This window comes from Paenibacillus sp. JDR-2 (genome assembly GCF_000023585.1).
Taxonomy (GTDB): domain Bacteria; phylum Bacillota; class Bacilli; order Paenibacillales; family Paenibacillaceae; genus Pristimantibacillus.
In genome coordinates, this window is sequence record NC_012914.1 from 3886773 (window position 1) to 3903687 (window position 16915).

Below are 16915 nucleotides of genomic sequence, written 5' to 3' on the forward strand. Positions count from 1 at the left end.
ATCACCTCTCTACGGACTCCATTACGAAGGCTTCAATAATATCCCCTTCTTTGAAGTCGCTAAACCGCTCGATCGTAATACCGCACTCGTAGCCTTGAGCAACTTCTTTTACATCATCCTTGAAGCGTTTAACTGTATCCATTTTACCTTCGAATACAACGATACCGCTGCGGATGACACGAACTTCAGAGTTACGCGTAATTTTGCCGCTGATAACCATACATCCGGCGATAGCGCCAACTTTGCTGAGTTTGAAGATGTTGCGGACTTCTGCTTGGCCTTGAACAACCTCTTTGAAAATTGGATCCAGCATGCCTTTCATTGCTTGCTCGATCTCTTCGATTACGTTGTAAATAACGCGATGCAGACGAACATCCACTTTCTCCTGCTGTGCAGCAAGATCGGCTTGAGGCTCAGGACGAACGTTAAAACCGATTACGATAGCGTTGGAAGCCGCCGCCAAGTTAATATCGGATTCCGTGATCGCGCCTACGCCGCTGTGAATAATCTTGATGCGAACGCCTTCGATTTCAATCTTCGCAAGAGAGCCTTTAAGGGCTTCCGTCGAACCTTGAACGTCAGACTTGATAATGATATTGAGATCCTTGATCTCACCTTCTTGAATATGCTTGAACAAATCGTCAAGCGTAACGCGGGAATTCGCGCCAAGCTCCGACTGACGTTGTTTAATGGAACGACGGTCAGCAATTGCTCTTGCTTTGCGCTCGTCCTCGAATACCATAAACGGATCGCCAGCAAGCGGTACTTCTGTCAAGCCAGTAATCTCAACTGGAGTAGACGGACCTGCTTCTTTGATACGGCGGCCCTTATCGTTCACCATTGCGCGGACACGACCGAAGCAGTTGCCGGCAACGAAAGCATCACCAATCTTAAGCGAACCGTGTTGTACGAGAACGCGTGCTACCGGACCTTTACCTTTATCCAGCTCGGCTTCAATAACCGTACCGCGTGCGCGTTTGTCTGCATTCGCTTTGTAATCATTAACTTCCGCTACGAGCAGAATCATCTCGAGCAGTTCTTCCAGACCAAGGCGTTGCTTCGCGGATACGTTAACGAAGATCGTATCGCCGCCCCACTCTTCTGGTACCAATTCATATTCCGTCAGCGCCTGTTTGATTTTATCAGGATCTGCATCCGGTTTATCGATTTTGTTAACCGCTACGATAATAGGCACGCCAGCTGCCTTCGCATGGTTGACCGCTTCAACCGTCTGAGGCATAACGCCGTCATCGGCTGCAACTACGATAATCGTAATATCCGTTACTTGAGCACCACGTGCGCGCATCAGCGTAAACGCTTCGTGACCAGGCGTATCAAGGAACGTAATTTTCTTATGGTTGATCTCAACTTGGTAAGCACCGATATGCTGCGTGATGCCGCCAGCTTCGCCGCCGGTTACGTTCGTATGACGGATAGCGTCAAGAAGGGTTGTTTTACCATGGTCAACGTGACCCATAATCGTTACAACCGGTGGACGTGTAGTCAGATCTGCTTCATCATCCACTTCTTCTACGGTTTCGAAGGTATCTTCTTCAACCGGAATTTTCACTTCAACTTCTACACCGAATTCTTGTGCAATCAGAAGAATTGTGTCCATATCCAGCTCTTGGTTGATGGTCGCCATTACGCCAAGAGAAATAAGCTTTTTGATAACTTCAGATGCATCCTTATGAAGCAACTTCGCCAGATCGCCTACTGTCATCGTACCGCGAACGATAATTTTCTTAGGCGTATTGTCGATTTTCTCGCGTGGAGGCTGCTGGGAATGGTTGCGGTTATTTCTGCCGCCTCTGCCACGGCCGTTAGGATTCGTTCTAAAGTTCGGCTTGCCATCGTCGAAACGTTTTTGGCCGCCAGTGTTATTTGTTCTGTTCTTGTTTACCGCATTGTTGCCTTTACGGTTGTTTGATTCACCTGCTGCTGTACCACGCGAAGTTGGTGCCGGACGCGACGAATCAAACGAACGGTTTTGTCCGCCGCCTTGGCCTTGTGGACGGTTGCCGCCCGGTGCGCCGCCTTGACCTTGCGGACGGTTGCCGCCTGGAGCACCGCCTTGGCCTTGTGGACGGTTGCCGCCCGGTGCGCCGCCTTGGCCTTGCGGACGGTTAAATCCGCCGCCTTGCGGACGATTGCCGCCTTGGCCTTGCGGACGGTTGTAACCGCCGCCGCCTTGCGGACGATTGCCGCCTTGACCGCCTTGACCTTGCGGACGGTTGTAACCGCCGCCGCCTTGTGGACGATTGCCGCCTTGGCCGCCTTGACCTTGCGGACGGTTGCCTTGGTAAGAACCTTGACGGTTGCCGCTATGCTGCGATCTGTTATTATTGCTGGAGCTGCTTCCGCCTGCAGTAGAGTTAGTTTGGCTTGCAGTAGGGTTAGCTTGTTGGCTCGAAGCCGTATTGCTTGTCGTTTCTTGCTGACTTTGCGGACGTTGTTCTTGTTGCGATTGGTTGGTTTCGGATGTCGTTTTAATAGAATTCATAGGCCCCTGTCTGTCCTGAGATAGATTTTTTTGTACCGTTTGATTCTGCTGCGGTTTGCTGTTCTGCGCCTGTTGTTGAGGTGCCGCCGATACGGTTGCACTGCCTGATTCCTGGGCACGCTTTGCAGCAGCATTTTGCTTAATATCGCGGAAGAAGCCTTCCACTTTATGAACCATTTCGTTCTCCATGACACTCATATGATTATTAACGGGCAGATTAAGCCGTTTAAGAATCGTTATAATTTCTTTACTGCTCATGTTTAGCGATTTCGCGTATTCGTATACGCGGGTTTTATCTTTATTGTCCTTGCCATTGTCCTGTTGTTTGCTCAATATTATCCACCTCCGAATTTTGACTCAGATGACCTGCAATCATTTTTCCGAACTTTGCGTCAGTTACCGCCAGTACGACTCGTTCCGGCTTTCCAATGGCCTTTCCAAGCTGATCGCGGTCAAATGCTTCGGCGAGCTGTACCCCGTAGGTGTTGCATTTGTCGCGAAACTTCTTCTTCGTATTTGGTGAAGCATCGCCCGCTATTATGACGAGCTGCGCTTCACCCTTACGAACCGCCTTGAGCACAATTTCATCTCCGGTAATAAGCTTTCCGGCTCTCATGGCCATTCCGAGCGAAGACAAGCCTTTATTCATCTTCATCGCTTCCCCGCTCCTTGCCTGCCAGAAACTCGTCCTCTACCGCTATGAAATCCTGTTCAAGCTGGTCGTAAATCGATGCGTCGACTGCCTGCTTTAATGCCCGGTCAAGCGCCTTGGACTTCTTAGCCAGCTTAAAGCAACTGACCTGTCCACATAAATAGGCGCCGCGACCGGCCTTTTTCCCCGTCAGGTCTATAAGCACTTCTTCGTTTGGTGTCCGAACAACCCGGATAAGTTCTCTCTTTGGCTTCATTTCTTGGCATGCCACGCACTTGCGAAGCGGCACTTTTCTCGGTCTCACCGCACACCCCTCCTTTGCCCGTTAATGGACCCAAGATGTAAGCCTGCTATTAATCGATAGAAACGGAATCTTGGTGCATGGTGCTTGCCGTTGTTTTCGGACGGCCATACTCCTGCTCCGCTTGCGTTTCGCTCTTAATATCGATCTTCCAGCCAGTCAGCTTCGCGGCAAGGCGCGCATTCTGACCTTTAATGCCAATCGCAAGAGACAGCTGGTAATCAGGTACGATTACGCGGGCCATTTTCTCTTGTTCGAATACGATTACCTCGAGCACCTTCGACGGGCTGAGCGCATTCGCCACGTATTCCTCAACGCTCTCCGACCAGCGGACGATATCGATCTTCTCACCGGTAAGCTCGTTAACGATAGTTTGAACGCGCATGCCTTTAGGGCCTACGCAGGATCCCACCGGATCAACCTCTTCGTTACGCGAATAAACGGCAATCTTCGAACGGAAGCCGGCCTCGCGGGCAACGGAACGGATCTCGACAACGCCGTCATAGATTTCAGGAACTTCAAGTTCGAACAGACGCTTAAGAAGGCCTGGATGAGTACGGGACAAAATAATTTGCGGCCCCTTGGTCGTATTCTCTACTTTCGTAATGTACGACTTAACACGGTCGCCATGCTTGAATTTGTCCGTAGGCATCAGCTCGGTAAGTGGCAGAACCGCTTCAACCTTGCCCAAGTCAACAAACAGGTTGCGCGTATCCTGGCGCTGCACGATTCCGTTAACGATATCTTCTTCTTTATCTATAAAAGCGTTGTAGATCAAACCGCGTTCCGCTTCACGGATACGCTGCGTAACGACCTGCTTCGCCGTCTGAGCCGCGATACGGCCAAAGTCACGAGGAGTAACTTCAATATCCGCGATATCGTCGAGCTGGTAGTGAGGGTTAATCTCACGCGAAGCGTCAACTGTAATTTCAAGACGCGGGTCGAGCACTTCGTCTACAACCGTCTTGCGAGCGTATACTTTAATAACGCCGCTGTGGCGGTTAATATCCACGCGAACGTTCTGCGCTGCATTAAAGTTGCGCTTGTAGCTCGATATTAAAGCCGCTTCAATCGCTTCTAACAGCACTTCCTTTGCAATTCCTTTATCCCTCTCGATTTCCGACAATGCTTCAATAAAATCCATGCTCATTGGAATGGAGTTCCCCCTTTCAAAAATAAACCGCTATTTAGAACACAATCGCAAGACGAGCGCTCGCGACCTTGGCATAAGGAATGACATGCTCTTTCTTGCCGATTTTCACTGTCGCTTGTTCGCCGTCAAACGCGGTAAGCTGTCCTTCAAATTCCTTCGAACCGTCAATGGGCTCGTAAGTCGTTATGTAGACGTGTTTGCCAACGGCTTTACGGACATCATCCGGCTTTTTAAGCGGACGTTCTGCTCCCGGTGATGATACTTCCAAGAAGTAAGCATCGGAGACCGGATCATTCTTATCCAATTCTTCGCTCAAAAATTCGCTGACTTTGCCGCATTCGTCTATATCGATGCCGCCTTCCTTGTCTACGAACACCCGAAGGAAGTAGTTACTGCCTTCCTTGACGTACTCAATATCAACAAGTTCAAATCCATTACTGTCGAGGAAAGGAGTAACCATTGCCTCAACGACGGTTTTGATTTTGGATGTGCTCAATCGGTGTAACCTCCTGTTTCTTCATACGCCTTCTACCGGCCAATTCGTATGCCAAAAAAGCCGTTTACAAAACGTAAAGAGTGGGTTTCCCCACTCTCTGCTTCAAGTCTCTATCCACATCATTGCCACAAAAATTATATCATAACCGCATAGGGGTGACAAGAAATGTTTTCTAGCACCCTATGCTTAGAACAACGACAACTGGTTGGATTCCGGAAGCCCGCGGAAGCAACCCATACCGGTTAATACCTCGATAATTGTTTTACTTGCCTTGGATCTTTGCTGGAAATCCTCGATGGACAAGAATTCGCCGGCATCCTTGGCAGCCGCTATATTACGCGCCGCATTCTCGCCAATACCGCCAATAGCCGAGAACGGAGGAATAAGCGTCTCACCGTCAACAATAAACTTCGTTGCATCGGATCTATACAAATCAATTGGTTTGAAGGAAAAGCCTCGTGCTGTCATCTCAAGAGCCATTTCCAACAAGGAAATACTGTTTTTCTCTTTGGTTGTTGCATTAAAGCCTTTGTCCTCGATTTCGATGATCTTCTTCTGAATAGCATCGTAGCCTTGACAGAGCAACTCGAGATCAAAGTCTTCCGCGCGAACCGAGAAGTACGTTGCATAGTAATGAATCGGATAATACAGCTTGAAGTAGGCGGTCCGCACCGCGGAAATAACGTAAGCGGCGGCATGCGCCTTCGGGAACATGTATTCAATCCGAAGACAGGAATCAATGTACCAGGCCGGCACCTTGCAGCGCTTCATCTCTTCAATCCATTCCGGCGTGAGACCTTTACCTTTACGCACGCTTTCCGTAATTTTGAAAGCAAGTCCGGCATCCATGCCCGCTTTATAAATCAGATACAACATGATATCGTCACGGCAGCCGATAACGGTCTTGATATTACAAGTGCCTTTCTTAATCAGTTCCTGCGCATTGCCGAGCCATACCCCGGTACCATGCGATAATCCCGAAATCTGCAGCAAGTCGGCAAACGATGATGGCTGCGTCTCCTGAAGCATCTGGCGAACGAACTTCGTCCCCATCTCCGGTACTCCGTATGTCGCAACCGGCGTCCGGATCTTCTCGGGCGATACTTCCAGCGCTTTGGTCGAGTTAAACATGCTCATCACTTTCGGATCGTTCATCGGTATCGTTGTAGGGTCTACTCCCGTCAAATCCTGCAGCATCCGCATCATGGTCGGATCGTCATGCCCCAGAATATCAAGCTTCAGCAAATTGGCTTCAAAGGCGTGATAATCGAAATGCGTCGTCTTCCATTCCGCGTTCACGTCATCCGCCGGGAACTGCACCGGCGTAATGTCTTCGACTTCCATATAGTTCGGAACAACAACGATACCGCCCGGATGCTGGCCTGTACTCCGTTTCACGCCGGTTACACCCGAAGCAAGACGAGACAATTCCGCGCTGCGCCATGTTTTACTGTGATCCTCCGCATACTTACGCGCGAATCCGTATCCGGTTTTTTCGGCTACCGTACCAATTGTGCCGGCACGGAATACACATTTGTCGCCGAACATGATCTTAGTAAAGTTATGCGCCGTTGGTTGGTATTCACCAGAGAAGTTAAGATCGATATCGGGAACTTTATCGCCCTTAAAACCAAGGAAGGTCTCAAACGGGATATCCTGTCCTTCGCCCTTCATCGGCAAATTGCAATTCGGACAGTTCTTGTCCGGCAAGTCAAATCCGCTTGGGACACTGCCGTCAAGGAACCATTCGCTGTGCCGGCATTCCGAGTTCTTGCACAAATAATGCGCTGGCAGCGGATTAACCTCTGATATGCCAAGGAAAGTAGCAACAACGGAAGAACCGACCGAACCCCGGGAGCCCACGAGATATCCGTCGGCATTGGACTTTTTAACCAGCTTCTCCGAGATTAAGTAGTTGGCGGAGAAACCGAATTTGATGATAGGCACAAGTTCCTTCTCAAGACGGTCGATAACTACCTGCGGTAGATCATCGCCGTACATGGATTTCGCCGTATCATAGCATGTATTCCGGATTTCCTCTTCTGCCCCTTCGATAATCGGGGTAAACAGCTTATCCGGGAACATCTCGAATGGCTCGAACCGGTTAGACAGCTCCACCGTATTCTTCACGACTACTTCATATGCCCTTGCTTCGCCTAGGAAGGCAAACTCCCGAAGCATCTCTTCGGTTGTGCGAAGATGCGCATCCGGCTTGCGCAAATCTTTAAGCGGGCTAAAGCCGGTAATGCCGTGAATCGCGATATCGCGATACAGCTTGTCCCGCGGGTTCAAATAATGGACGTTGCCGGTTGCGATAACAGGTTTGCCCAGTTCATCGCCAATCTCGCAAATACGGCGCATTGCCTGCTCAATCTCCGCGCGGCTGCCTACAAGCCCTTTATCGACAAGATGCATGTAGAAGTCAACCGGCTGGATCTCGAGCGCATCGTAGAATCGGGCTACCTCAAGAGCTTCTTCGTAAGATTTATTAAGCACCGTCTCGAAGAATTCGCCCTTCTCGCAGCCGGAAATCACGAGAATGCCTTCACGCATGTCAACAAGCTTGCTCTTTGGAATACAAGCAACCCGTTTGAAGTGCTCGGTATGAGAGATTGACACCATCTTGAACAAATTTTTCTTTCCGGCGGCATTTAACGCGTAAATATTGCAGTGGAATGGACGGGAGTTCGAAATATCAAGTCCAACATAATCGTTTAATTGATGAAGTCCGGTAATATTGCGTTCCGCCGCGTCATTAATAAGTCCGAATAATACGCCGCCTAGTGCAACCGAGTCGTCAACGGCGCGGTGATGGTTATCCAATGAAACTTTATATTTAGCAGATAATGTATTAAGCCTATGATTCTTCATCGTTGGATGCAGGAATCTCGCCAGTTCCAACGTATCCAGAACGGGATTCGTAACATCCGGCATGCCTATCGACTTCAAGTTAGCTTGAATAAATCCGATATCGAACCTGGCGTTGTGCGCAACGAGAATGGAATCACCGATAAAATCAATAAATTCTCGCAGCTTAGGTTCAAGCTCCGGCGCATCCTTGACCATCTCGTCATTGATGTTGGTCAACTGCTGAATATGATAAGGAATCTTCTCGTGCGGATTGATAAAGGTAGAGAAACGATCGACTTCCTTGCCTTCCCTCATCTTAACGCCCGCAAGCTCAATAATTTTATTATTAATAATGGATAAGCCCGTTGTTTCGATATCGAATACAATGTATTCCGCTGTTGCCAATGCTGCTTCCCGCGAATTCAAGACCATCGGCACCGCATCATTGACTACATTGGCTTCCAGTCCGAACAATACTTGAATACCATTCTTTTTCGCCGACTTAAAGGCTTCGGGATAACAGTGTATATTGCTGTGATCCGTGATTGCAATCGCCTTGTGGCCCCATTTGGCAGCCATCTTCACATACTCGCCGATAGGCGTTACCGCGTCCATCGCGCTCATTGTGGAATGAAGATGGAATTCAACGCGTTTCTCTTCCGCATTGTCTTTACGGTCTGGCGGCGAAGAGATTTCCTGGAGATCATTAGGGATCATCACAAGTTCAGGCTCCTGCATGAAGCGGTCGTAATCGACCTTGCCGCGCGCCTTCACCCATTTGCCATTCGACAACAGACTGAGGATTTTCACATCTTCCTTCGTCTTGGCAAACATTTTCATCGCCATGGAATCAGTGAAGTCCGTTACGTTAAAGGTGAATAAGGTCATTCCGTTGCGGAGTTCCTTCACCTCGAGGCCAAATACAGCGCCCTGAACCGTAACTTTCTTCTCTTCCTCCCGGATGTTCATAAGCGGAGTAGGCTCATCGCGTATGTCATAACCCATCGCCAGTTTGACAGGCTCATCATCACCGTCAGCCTCACCCGCTTCAGCAACGCTCTCCATAATCTGGATAACGGCTTCCCTCTCCGCTTGTTCCCGCTTCTGCTGGAACTCCTCGTAAACATCCTGTCTGACCTGCTCGCCGACCTCCAGCTTTACTCGGTAGTTACGGGCGAAGGTTCTCTCGTAAAAGCTGCTGATTGCTTCGTCGATCTTCTTCTTCTTCGCCAGTTCCAGCCCCATGCCATCCAGCAGCGATACGACAATCATTTCGTCTGTCGGTTCCATGCCGGCTTTGCTTAGCCAGCCGTTAACCGATGGATTCTCCTGCTGTACCCATTCCAAGAATAAAGGCCAATATTCTCGTGCAATGTCTGCCGAAGGAACGGCATCATCATAAAGAAGCTTAAAAGAAATCTCCGCAATATGCGCGAACTTCATGTTTACGGCTTGAGTAAGGGCCATAAAAGCCTTATAAGGAACTAAAGACGTTTTGCGAATGCAAAACGTCCATTTTCTGTTGCTTTTCCCTACAATGACTTGTTCGATATAACCGTCTTTGTAATAGGAATTTATAATTTCGAGCGGCAGCCCCGCTTGCTGCATAAGCAGCTCAAAGCGCTGCCGGTTGTCTCCGGTTTGGCTCATGGCAATCAATCACTCCTGTACGATCCAATCCGATCGATGCTATTAGTAGGCACGTGCAAATACGACCGTGTGCTCCGCATGATCACCGCATACGAGACATTTGCTTTTCTTCTTCTCCGGTTCGAATGGAATGTTGCGGCTTGTTGCGCCAGTCTCTTCCTTCACTTGCTTCTCGCAAGCGGCGGAACCACACCAGCCAGCCAAAACGAATCCACGTTTCTCTTCCATCGAAGCTTTCATCTCGTCAAGCGTTTCTACATCGTAGAAATTATCTTCACGGAATTGCTTTGCTTTCTCATACATGTCGCGTTGAATATCGGCAAGCATCGTTTCCACTTCCGCAAGCAGGTTATCCTGGCGGACGATTCGTTTCTCTCCGCTTACGCGCGACGCAAGAACAACTTGCCCATTTTCCATATCACGAGGACCAAGCTCAAGACGAAGCGGAACACCGCGCATCTCGTATTCGTTGAACTTCCAGCCCGGACTTACGTCGGAACGGTCATCAACTTTAACGCGGACGCCGGCTTTTTTCAGTTCTGCATAAAGCTCGTCAACTCGGCCAACCACTTGATCACGGGTTTTAGCCGGACCAATTGGGATCATAATCACTTGTGTTGGCGCAACCTTCGGAGGCAATGCCAGACCGCGGTCGTCTCCATGAACCATAATCATAGCACCAATCAGCCGCGTACTCACGCCCCAAGATGTGGTATGCGCGAATTGAAGGGTATTCTCTCGGTCCAAATATTTGATGTCAAACGCAACGGCAAATTTTGTGCCCAGATAATGAGACGTACCGGCTTGCACCGCTTTGCCGTCCTTCATCATCGCTTCGATGGAATACGTGTTAACCGCACCGGCAAATCGCTCGGAAGGAGTCTTCTCCCCTTCAATTACCGGAATGGCAAGGAACTCTTCCACGAATTCACGGTAGACAGTCAACATTCTCATCGTTTCTTCGCGAGCTTCATCTTCGGTCTCGTGAGCCGTATGGCCTTCCTGCCACAGGAATTCGCTAGTGCGAAGGAACGGCAAAGTACGCTTTTCCCAGCGCACAACGTTCGCCCATTGATTAATAAGGAGTGGCAGATCACGGTACGATTGTATCCATTTCGCATACATATGGCCAAACATCGTTTCCGATGTCGGACGAATAGCAAGGCGCTCTTCCAGCTTCTCGCCTGCTGCTTCCGTTACCCAAGGCAGCTCCGGATTAAAGCCCTCGACATGCTCCTTCTCTTTTTGGAAGAAGCTCTCCGGAATAAAGAGCGGGAAGTAAGCGTTGCGGTGGCCGGTTTCCTTGAAACGGCGGTCTAGGTCGCGTTGAATATTTTCCCAAAGCTCATAGCCTTCCGGACGGAAAACAATACAGCCGCGTACCGGCGAATAGTCCATGAGCTCCGCTTTTTTAATAACATCGATATACCATCTAGAAAAATCTTCGCCTTGTGGCGTAATTTCGGTAACAAACTGTTTATCCTTGGACATAACCGACTTATGGCTCCCCTCGTACCAATCGCAAAATATCATTGTAAGTCACCACAAGCATCAGCAGCATAATTAAGGCAAAACCGATGAAGTGGACCATGCTTTCCCGGTTCGGATTAACCGGACGCCCGCGAACTGCCTCGAGTCCGAGGAAGATAAGCCTGCTGCCATCAAGTGCGGGAATCGGCAGCAAGTTGAATATACCTAGATATAGGCTTAACAAAGCCGTCCATGACGTCAAATCCGTGATCCCTTTGCGGGCAATTTCACTAGTCATTTCTGCTGTACGGACAGGTCCGCCCAGGTCATCCAGCTTAAAGTCTCCAATGATGATTTTCTTGAAGCCTTCAAAAATGCTGACCGTCATTGTCTTCATCAGCTTCGCTGCACCTGTAACGGTCTCGCCCACAGTTGCGCTGCGGAACTGATAGGCCGCTCTAAGGCCAACCTTGCCAACGCCTTGATCATCCGCTACCGGAGTCAGCTTAATCGGTTCAAGCGCCCCATTGCGGATAACATTCAGTTGAATCGATTTGCCTGCGGAAGCACCGATAATATCAATCATTTTGTCATAATCGGTGCCGATCTTGACGCCGTTTACGGTATCGATCAAATCACCTTTTTGAAGTTGTGCATGCTCGGCCGGCATTCCTTTGGTTACCTCATCAACCAGCAAGCCTTGCGGCGTTCCGGCAAGTTGTATGTATACCATGAACAAAACAAACGCAAGCACAAAGTTCATGAGAGGGCCGGCAAAAATCGACATGGCGCGTGCGCCAACCGACTTGCTTCCGAATTGACGGTCAATCGGAGCGATCTGCGTTTCTTTCCCTCTCGAAATGAGAAGTGCGGTAGGATGTACGGAGAAACGGTCGTTCTCCCCTTCAACGTCAAGGGCGATGAACAAATCCTTCTCCAGATCAATACCAGTCACTTCCCCGCGAATAACACCGCTCCGCTCATCCAGGCGATCGAGATAAATTCGGGTAACCTGGTTATTCTTCACCCGAACGGCTATTGTTTGGCCGACAGTAACCTCTACAATCTCCGGATCCTCACCTGCCATGCGGACGAAGCCGCCTGCGGGCACAAGTCTCAGCGTAAAGCGAGTTTCACCTCGTTTGATCGAGAATAGCTTCGGCCCAAAGCCGATAGCGAATTCCCGAACCAATATCCCGGCGCGTTTCGCGAAAAAATAGTGTCCCCATTCATGGATGGTGACAATAACAAAAAATACGAGCACGGTCATAAATATGACCCGAATCATCTCCATAGCGAGCCTCCTGTTCGTAACGGCCTGTACATAGATTATCATTATTCTCCCGTACGATACAAGAGAACCGCAGGTTACAGCAAAAGCTAGATGATTGCGGCCTCTTTACGAGCCCAAGCATCAATTTCTGCAATAGCCTGCAAATCATTTACTGCTGTTACCGAGTGGCGCTCGAGAACGCGCTCCAGCACTCGCTCAATGCCCAAGAAATCAATCTCCCCGTTCAGGAAACGGGCTACAGCAACCTCGTTAGCTGCATTAAACACGGTTGGAGCCGAATCACCGGCACGGCCGCAGTCAAAGGCAAGCTTGAGACATGGGTATCTGGCGAAATCCATCTCGCGGAAATGCAATTTTCCGATTGCCGCTAGATCGAGCCGGCCAGTCGGGGTTGGAAGGCGATTCGGATAAGTCAGCGCGTACTGGATAGGAACCCGCATATCCGGCATGCCCAACTGAGCAATTACGCTGTTGTCGCTGAATTCCACAAACGAATGGATGATGCTTTCCGGATGGATCAAGACCTTAATCTGATCGTAGGTCACATCAAACAGCCATCTAGCTTCGATGACCTCCAGCCCTTTGTTCACCATGGTAGCGGAATCGATCGTAATCTTGGCTCCCATGGACCAGTTCGGATGGTTTAACGCTTCAGCTACCGATACGCCTTCCAACTGTTCACGAGTACGGTCGCGGAACGATCCGCCCGATGCCGTCAGGGTAAGCTGCTGCAAAGCTTTAGGATCTTCCCCGTTCAAGCATTGGAAAATCGCCGAATGCTCGCTGTCCACCGGTATAATCGAGACGCCTTTTTGTCTGGCACGCTCCATTACGATATGACCGGCCGTCACGAGGGTTTCTTTGTTCGCCAGCGCAATCGTCTTGCCAGCCTCAATAGCGGCAAGAGTTGCAGGAAGTCCACGGCTGCCAACAATCGCTGTTACAACAACGTCGGCATCATTATTCGCCGCGATTTCTACAAGACCCTCCTCGCCATACAGGACCTGCGTGCCCGAAGGCAATTCAGGCTTTGCTTGCTCAGCCAACTCCTTATTAGCGAGGCAAACCACAGAAGGCCGGAATTGCTTAGCCTGCTCGATCAGCAGCTGAAGGTTATTGCCTGCCGATAAGCCGACAACCTGATAGCGGTCCGGATCATTGGCTATGACGTCAAGCGTCTGGGTGCCGATAGAGCCGGTGGAGCCTAATATGGTGATTTTTTTCATGGATTCCTCCTGGAACTCGTTTGATGCTTCTTTGCTCTGGAAAAGCATTCGCTGCGCGAAAGTGTCATGGCTTCGATCGCTGTTGTCCATGAATTTCTTGATCTCAATCCGCTTAGCGGTTGAAATTCCTGGACAAAGGCGAACACTACGTTTCTCCACCACGACACTTTCGCTCCTCTCACTCCTAAGAGCAAAATATGACTGGCACTCCTTCCAAGTCGGAATGCCAAAGAAAAAAGATGGAGAGCACGGGAAAGCATTATTAACATGTCGAAAGCTCCATGTTAAGAGTTGTCCACGAGTGGATAACTCCACTCTCTCTGTTTATGTAGGTATCAAATCGGTCAGAATCAACAAAGGGAACACGATAATCCAACTGTCGAAACGGTCGAGAACACCACCGTGGCCCGGCAGAATAGAACCGGAATCCTTGATGTTGCGGACGCGTTTGTAAGCCGATTGGATAAGGTCGCCTAATTGACCGGCTACCGCTACGATAAGACCGATCAGCAAAGATGTCCCAATGTCTATAACATGAGGAGCGCAGACCGCGAAAATAAGCGCTGCAATTACCGCAAGGACAACACCGCCGACAGCACCTTCAATTGTCTTGTTAGGGCTTATAGAAGGCCACAGCTTATGCTTACCCAACGACCGCCCGACAAAATACGCACCTGCATCGGACGCAACGTTGCAAGTAATAATAAGAAACGACCAGAAGATGCCATGGTGACCAAGATCACGAACAGCATTCATCGAGCTGAAGCCGTAACCTACATATAAAGCGCCTAACAACATAAGCGAGGCGCCGTCGATAGTTATTTTATTTTTGGTGAATACCGTTACCGACAGCAGCAAGAAAGCCAACACCCATAACACGGTAATCGCCGAAGGTGAATCTACGTCCATGAGCTTCCATGGCAAAACGAACATAAGCACGCCTGCATAACCAAGCAGGGACGCCGGTTCATTCCACGAGTGCCCGTTCATCTTCGTATATTCATTAAATCCAAGCAAAGCAAGCAAGACTAGAGCAGCTGCATAAAACCATCCGCCGGCTAATAGCAATGCAACAAATGCTGCGCCGGCAAGCAGTCCCCAAATGATTCTCTGTTTCAAGTGATGGTCACTCTCCGTTATCGATGCTATAAACCGCCGTATCGCCGGGCACGTCGCTGATATTCTTGAATGGCTTCCTGCAGATGAGCTTCGGAAAACTCCGGCCAATAAACGTTTGTAAACCACATCTCGCTATAAGCTAACTGCCACAGCATGAAGTTACTCAGCCTGAGTTCGCCGCTCGTACGGATCAAGAGATCGGGATCAGGAATGTCTCCGCTCAACAATCGGCTGGAGAGCAGCTGCTCGTCAATCTGCTCGGTCGATAAACGTCCGTCCTGTACATCGGCAGCAATTTCTTTGATCGCTTCAAGCATTTCCCTGCGACCGCCATAATTAAGAGCAAAATTGAGTACGAGTCCAGTATTATTAGCCGTTTTCGTAATAGCTTCCTCAACAGCGCTGAGCGTAAACGACGGCAGATTTTCCTTATGCCCCATCATGCGAACTTGAACGTTTTTTTCAATGAGCTCTGCCAGCTCAATTTCCAAAAATTGCTGGGGAAGCTTCATCAGGAACTCAACTTCGTCTTTGGGCCGCTTCCAGTTTTCCGTGGAAAAAGCGTACAATGTCAAATATTTGACACCAAGACGATCTGCCTCCATTACGATGCGCTTCACCGTTTTCATACCAGTATGATGACCGGCGATCCGCGGAAGTCCACGTTTCTTCGCCCAACGTCCGTTGCCGTCCATAATAATGGCGATATGCTTCGGGACATTGTCAGCTGCCAACGGTTCAGCCGCATTCGAGGACGATTTGCCGAGTTTAGCCCAAAGTCGACTGATCATGTTTGTTCCTCCCACCCGGAATTCAAAAAAACCAAACCCCACCTGACGGAGGGGCTGTAGGCGCAATTATACTTCCATAATCTCTTTCTCTTTAGCTACCAGTACTTTATCAACTTCAGCGATGAAACGGTCAGTTGCTTTTTGAATGTCTTCTTGATGACGACGGGATTCGTCTTCGGAAATCGTCGTTTTCTCAAGCTTTTTAATATCGTCATTTGCATCGCGACGGATGTTGCGGATTGCAACTTTCGCTTCTTCGCCAAACTTCTTCGTTGTTTTAACAAGCTCTGAACGGCGTTCTTCAGTAAGCGGCGGCAAAGTGATGCGGATAGCCGAACCATCGTTGGATGGAGTCAGGCCAAGATCGGATTTCATAATCGCTTTTTCGATCGCAGCGATCGACGATTTATCCCATGGCTGGATAAACAGCGTGCGGGAATCCGGAACATTAATATTCGCTAATTGCGCAACGGGCGTAGGCGCCCCGTAATATTCAACTTGAACACGGTCGAGCAAAGCAGGCGTTGCCCGTCCAGCACGAAGTGTAGCCAGATCACGTTTCAAAGCACCGATTGCTTTCTCCATACGCTCTTCTGCACTTTTCTTAATTGCTTGCGGCATTATTTCGCACTTCCTCTCACAATAGTACCAATCTTCTCGCCAAGCACGACTTTCTTAATATTCCCTTTTTCGGTGATCGCGAACACGACGAGCGGAATATTGTTATCCATGCAAAGCGACGATGCCGTTGAATCCATAACACCAAGGTTCTTGTTCAGTACTTCCATGTAAGTCAATTCTTCGTATTTCTCTGCTGTAGCGTCCTTGAACGGGTCGGCGGAATAAACGCCGTCTACTTTGTTCTTAGCCATCAGGATAACTTCCGCTTCAATCTCAGCAGCGCGAAGTGCCGCAGTTGTATCGGTCGAGAAGAACGGGTTGCCTGTACCGGCTGCGAAAATAACAACGCGGCCTTTTTCCAGGTGACGGATAGCGCGGCGTCTTATGTAAGGCTCCGCGATTTGTTGCATAGCGATCGAAGTTTGAACCCGAGTAGGCACTTCAATTTGCTCCAACGCATCTTGCAAGGCCAGAGAGTTCATTACGGTTGCCAGCATGCCCATATAGTCTGCTGTCGCACGGTCGATGCCTTTAGCCGTACCTGCAATTCCACGCCAGATGTTGCCGCCGCCTACAACGATAGCGACTTCAACACCGAGTGCAACTACTTCTTTAACTTGATCAGCGATTTCCGAAATGACCGAAGCTTCAATGCCGTAGCCTTGATCTCCCGACAAAGATTCACCGCTTACTTTCAGAACAATTCTTTTGAAAACAGGCTGTCCCATCGTCCCTACCTCCATCTTGTACCTCGCGGGCGAGGTAACATCCTATTATTTAGAAAAAAAA

General features: G+C 49.4%; 13 protein-coding genes. All 13 read right to left on the reverse strand.

Features of this window, described 5'->3' with window-relative positions:
- Nucleotide 1: 1 nt before the first annotated feature.
- The 13 genes from infB to pyrH all read right to left on the reverse strand — a co-directional run bounded on the left by infB (nt 2) and on the right by pyrH (nt 16854).
- Entirely contained in the window at nt 2-2836 is a 2835-nt protein-coding gene (infB, locus tag PJDR2_RS17185) for a translation initiation factor IF-2 (RefSeq protein WP_015844984.1), read from the reverse strand.
- Nucleotides 2802-3152, reverse strand: a complete 351-nt coding sequence (locus PJDR2_RS17190; RefSeq protein WP_049790157.1) for a L7Ae/L30e/S12e/Gadd45 family ribosomal protein — start codon at nt 3150-3152, stop codon at nt 2802-2804. The genes infB and PJDR2_RS17190 overlap by 35 nt, the downstream gene beginning before the upstream one ends.
- Nucleotides 3145-3459 (reverse strand): RNase P modulator RnpM, encoded by a 315-nt coding sequence (gene rnpM, locus PJDR2_RS17195; RefSeq protein WP_015844986.1) that lies wholly within the window; start codon nt 3457-3459, stop codon nt 3145-3147. The genes PJDR2_RS17190 and rnpM overlap by 8 nt, the downstream gene beginning before the upstream one ends.
- A gap of 49 nt (nt 3460-3508) precedes the next feature.
- Entirely contained in the window at nt 3509-4606 is a 1098-nt protein-coding gene (gene nusA / locus PJDR2_RS17200; protein WP_015844987.1) for a transcription termination factor NusA, read from the reverse strand.
- A 37-nt stretch (nt 4607-4643) separates the two neighbouring features.
- Nucleotides 4644-5105, reverse strand: coding sequence for a ribosome maturation factor RimP (rimP, locus tag PJDR2_RS17205; protein WP_015844988.1), 462 nt, complete (start codon nt 5103-5105; stop codon nt 4644-4646).
- A 186-nt stretch (nt 5106-5291) separates the two neighbouring features.
- On the reverse strand, nt 5292-9605 hold the full coding sequence (locus PJDR2_RS17210; RefSeq protein WP_015844989.1) for a PolC-type DNA polymerase III: 4314 nt from the start codon (nt 9603-9605) through the stop codon (nt 5292-5294).
- Nucleotides 9606-9647: 42 nt separating this feature from the next.
- A complete protein-coding gene (gene proS, locus PJDR2_RS17215) occupies nt 9648-11096 on the reverse strand; it encodes a proline--tRNA ligase (protein ID WP_015844990.1) in 1449 nt (482 codons plus the stop codon).
- Nucleotides 11097-11103: 7 nt separating this feature from the next.
- A complete protein-coding gene (gene rseP, locus PJDR2_RS17220) occupies nt 11104-12369 on the reverse strand; it encodes an RIP metalloprotease RseP (RefSeq protein ID WP_015844991.1) in 1266 nt (421 codons plus the stop codon).
- 86 nt (nt 12370-12455) lie between these two features.
- A complete protein-coding gene (locus PJDR2_RS17225; RefSeq protein WP_015844992.1) occupies nt 12456-13595 on the reverse strand; it encodes a 1-deoxy-D-xylulose-5-phosphate reductoisomerase in 1140 nt (379 codons plus the stop codon).
- Between the two features lie 324 nt (nt 13596-13919).
- Nucleotides 13920-14714, reverse strand: coding sequence for a phosphatidate cytidylyltransferase (locus PJDR2_RS17230; RefSeq protein WP_015844993.1), 795 nt, complete (start codon nt 14712-14714; stop codon nt 13920-13922).
- A 26-nt stretch (nt 14715-14740) separates the two neighbouring features.
- Complete coding sequence (locus tag PJDR2_RS17235) at nt 14741-15505, reverse strand: isoprenyl transferase (protein WP_015844994.1); 765 nt, start codon at nt 15503-15505, stop codon at nt 14741-14743.
- Between the two features lie 66 nt (nt 15506-15571).
- On the reverse strand, nt 15572-16126 hold the full coding sequence (gene frr / locus PJDR2_RS17240) for a ribosome recycling factor (RefSeq protein WP_015844995.1): 555 nt from the start codon (nt 16124-16126) through the stop codon (nt 15572-15574).
- Nucleotides 16126-16854, reverse strand: a complete 729-nt coding sequence (pyrH, locus tag PJDR2_RS17245) for a UMP kinase (RefSeq protein WP_015844996.1) — start codon at nt 16852-16854, stop codon at nt 16126-16128. Before pyrH ends, frr begins: the two co-directional genes overlap by 1 nt.
- Between the last annotated feature and the right edge of the window lie 61 nt (nt 16855-16915).

Coding starts and splice junctions, on each gene's coding strand:
- nusA (WP_015844987.1), bottom strand. CDS start 4,606: ATGAGCATGGATTTTATTGAAGCATTGTCGGAAATCGAGAGGGATAAA.
- PJDR2_RS17225 (WP_015844992.1), bottom strand. CDS start 13,595: ATGAAAAAAATCACCATATTAGGCTCCACCGGCTCTATCGGCACCCAG.
- PJDR2_RS17190 (WP_049790157.1), bottom strand. CDS start 3,152: ATGAATAAAGGCTTGTCTTCGCTCGGAATGGCCATGAGAGCCGGAAAG.
- frr (WP_015844995.1), bottom strand. CDS start 16,126: ATGCCGCAAGCAATTAAGAAAAGTGCAGAAGAGCGTATGGAGAAAGCA.
- proS (WP_015844990.1), bottom strand. CDS start 11,096: ATGTCCAAGGATAAACAGTTTGTTACCGAAATTACGCCACAAGGCGAA.
- rseP (WP_015844991.1), bottom strand. CDS start 12,369: ATGGAGATGATTCGGGTCATATTTATGACCGTGCTCGTATTTTTTGTT.
- PJDR2_RS17235 (WP_015844994.1), bottom strand. CDS start 15,505: ATGATCAGTCGACTTTGGGCTAAACTCGGCAAATCGTCCTCGAATGCG.
- pyrH (WP_015844996.1), bottom strand. CDS start 16,854: ATGGGACAGCCTGTTTTCAAAAGAATTGTTCTGAAAGTAAGCGGTGAA.
- PJDR2_RS17210 (WP_015844989.1), bottom strand. CDS start 9,605: ATGAGCCAAACCGGAGACAACCGGCAGCGCTTTGAGCTGCTTATGCAG.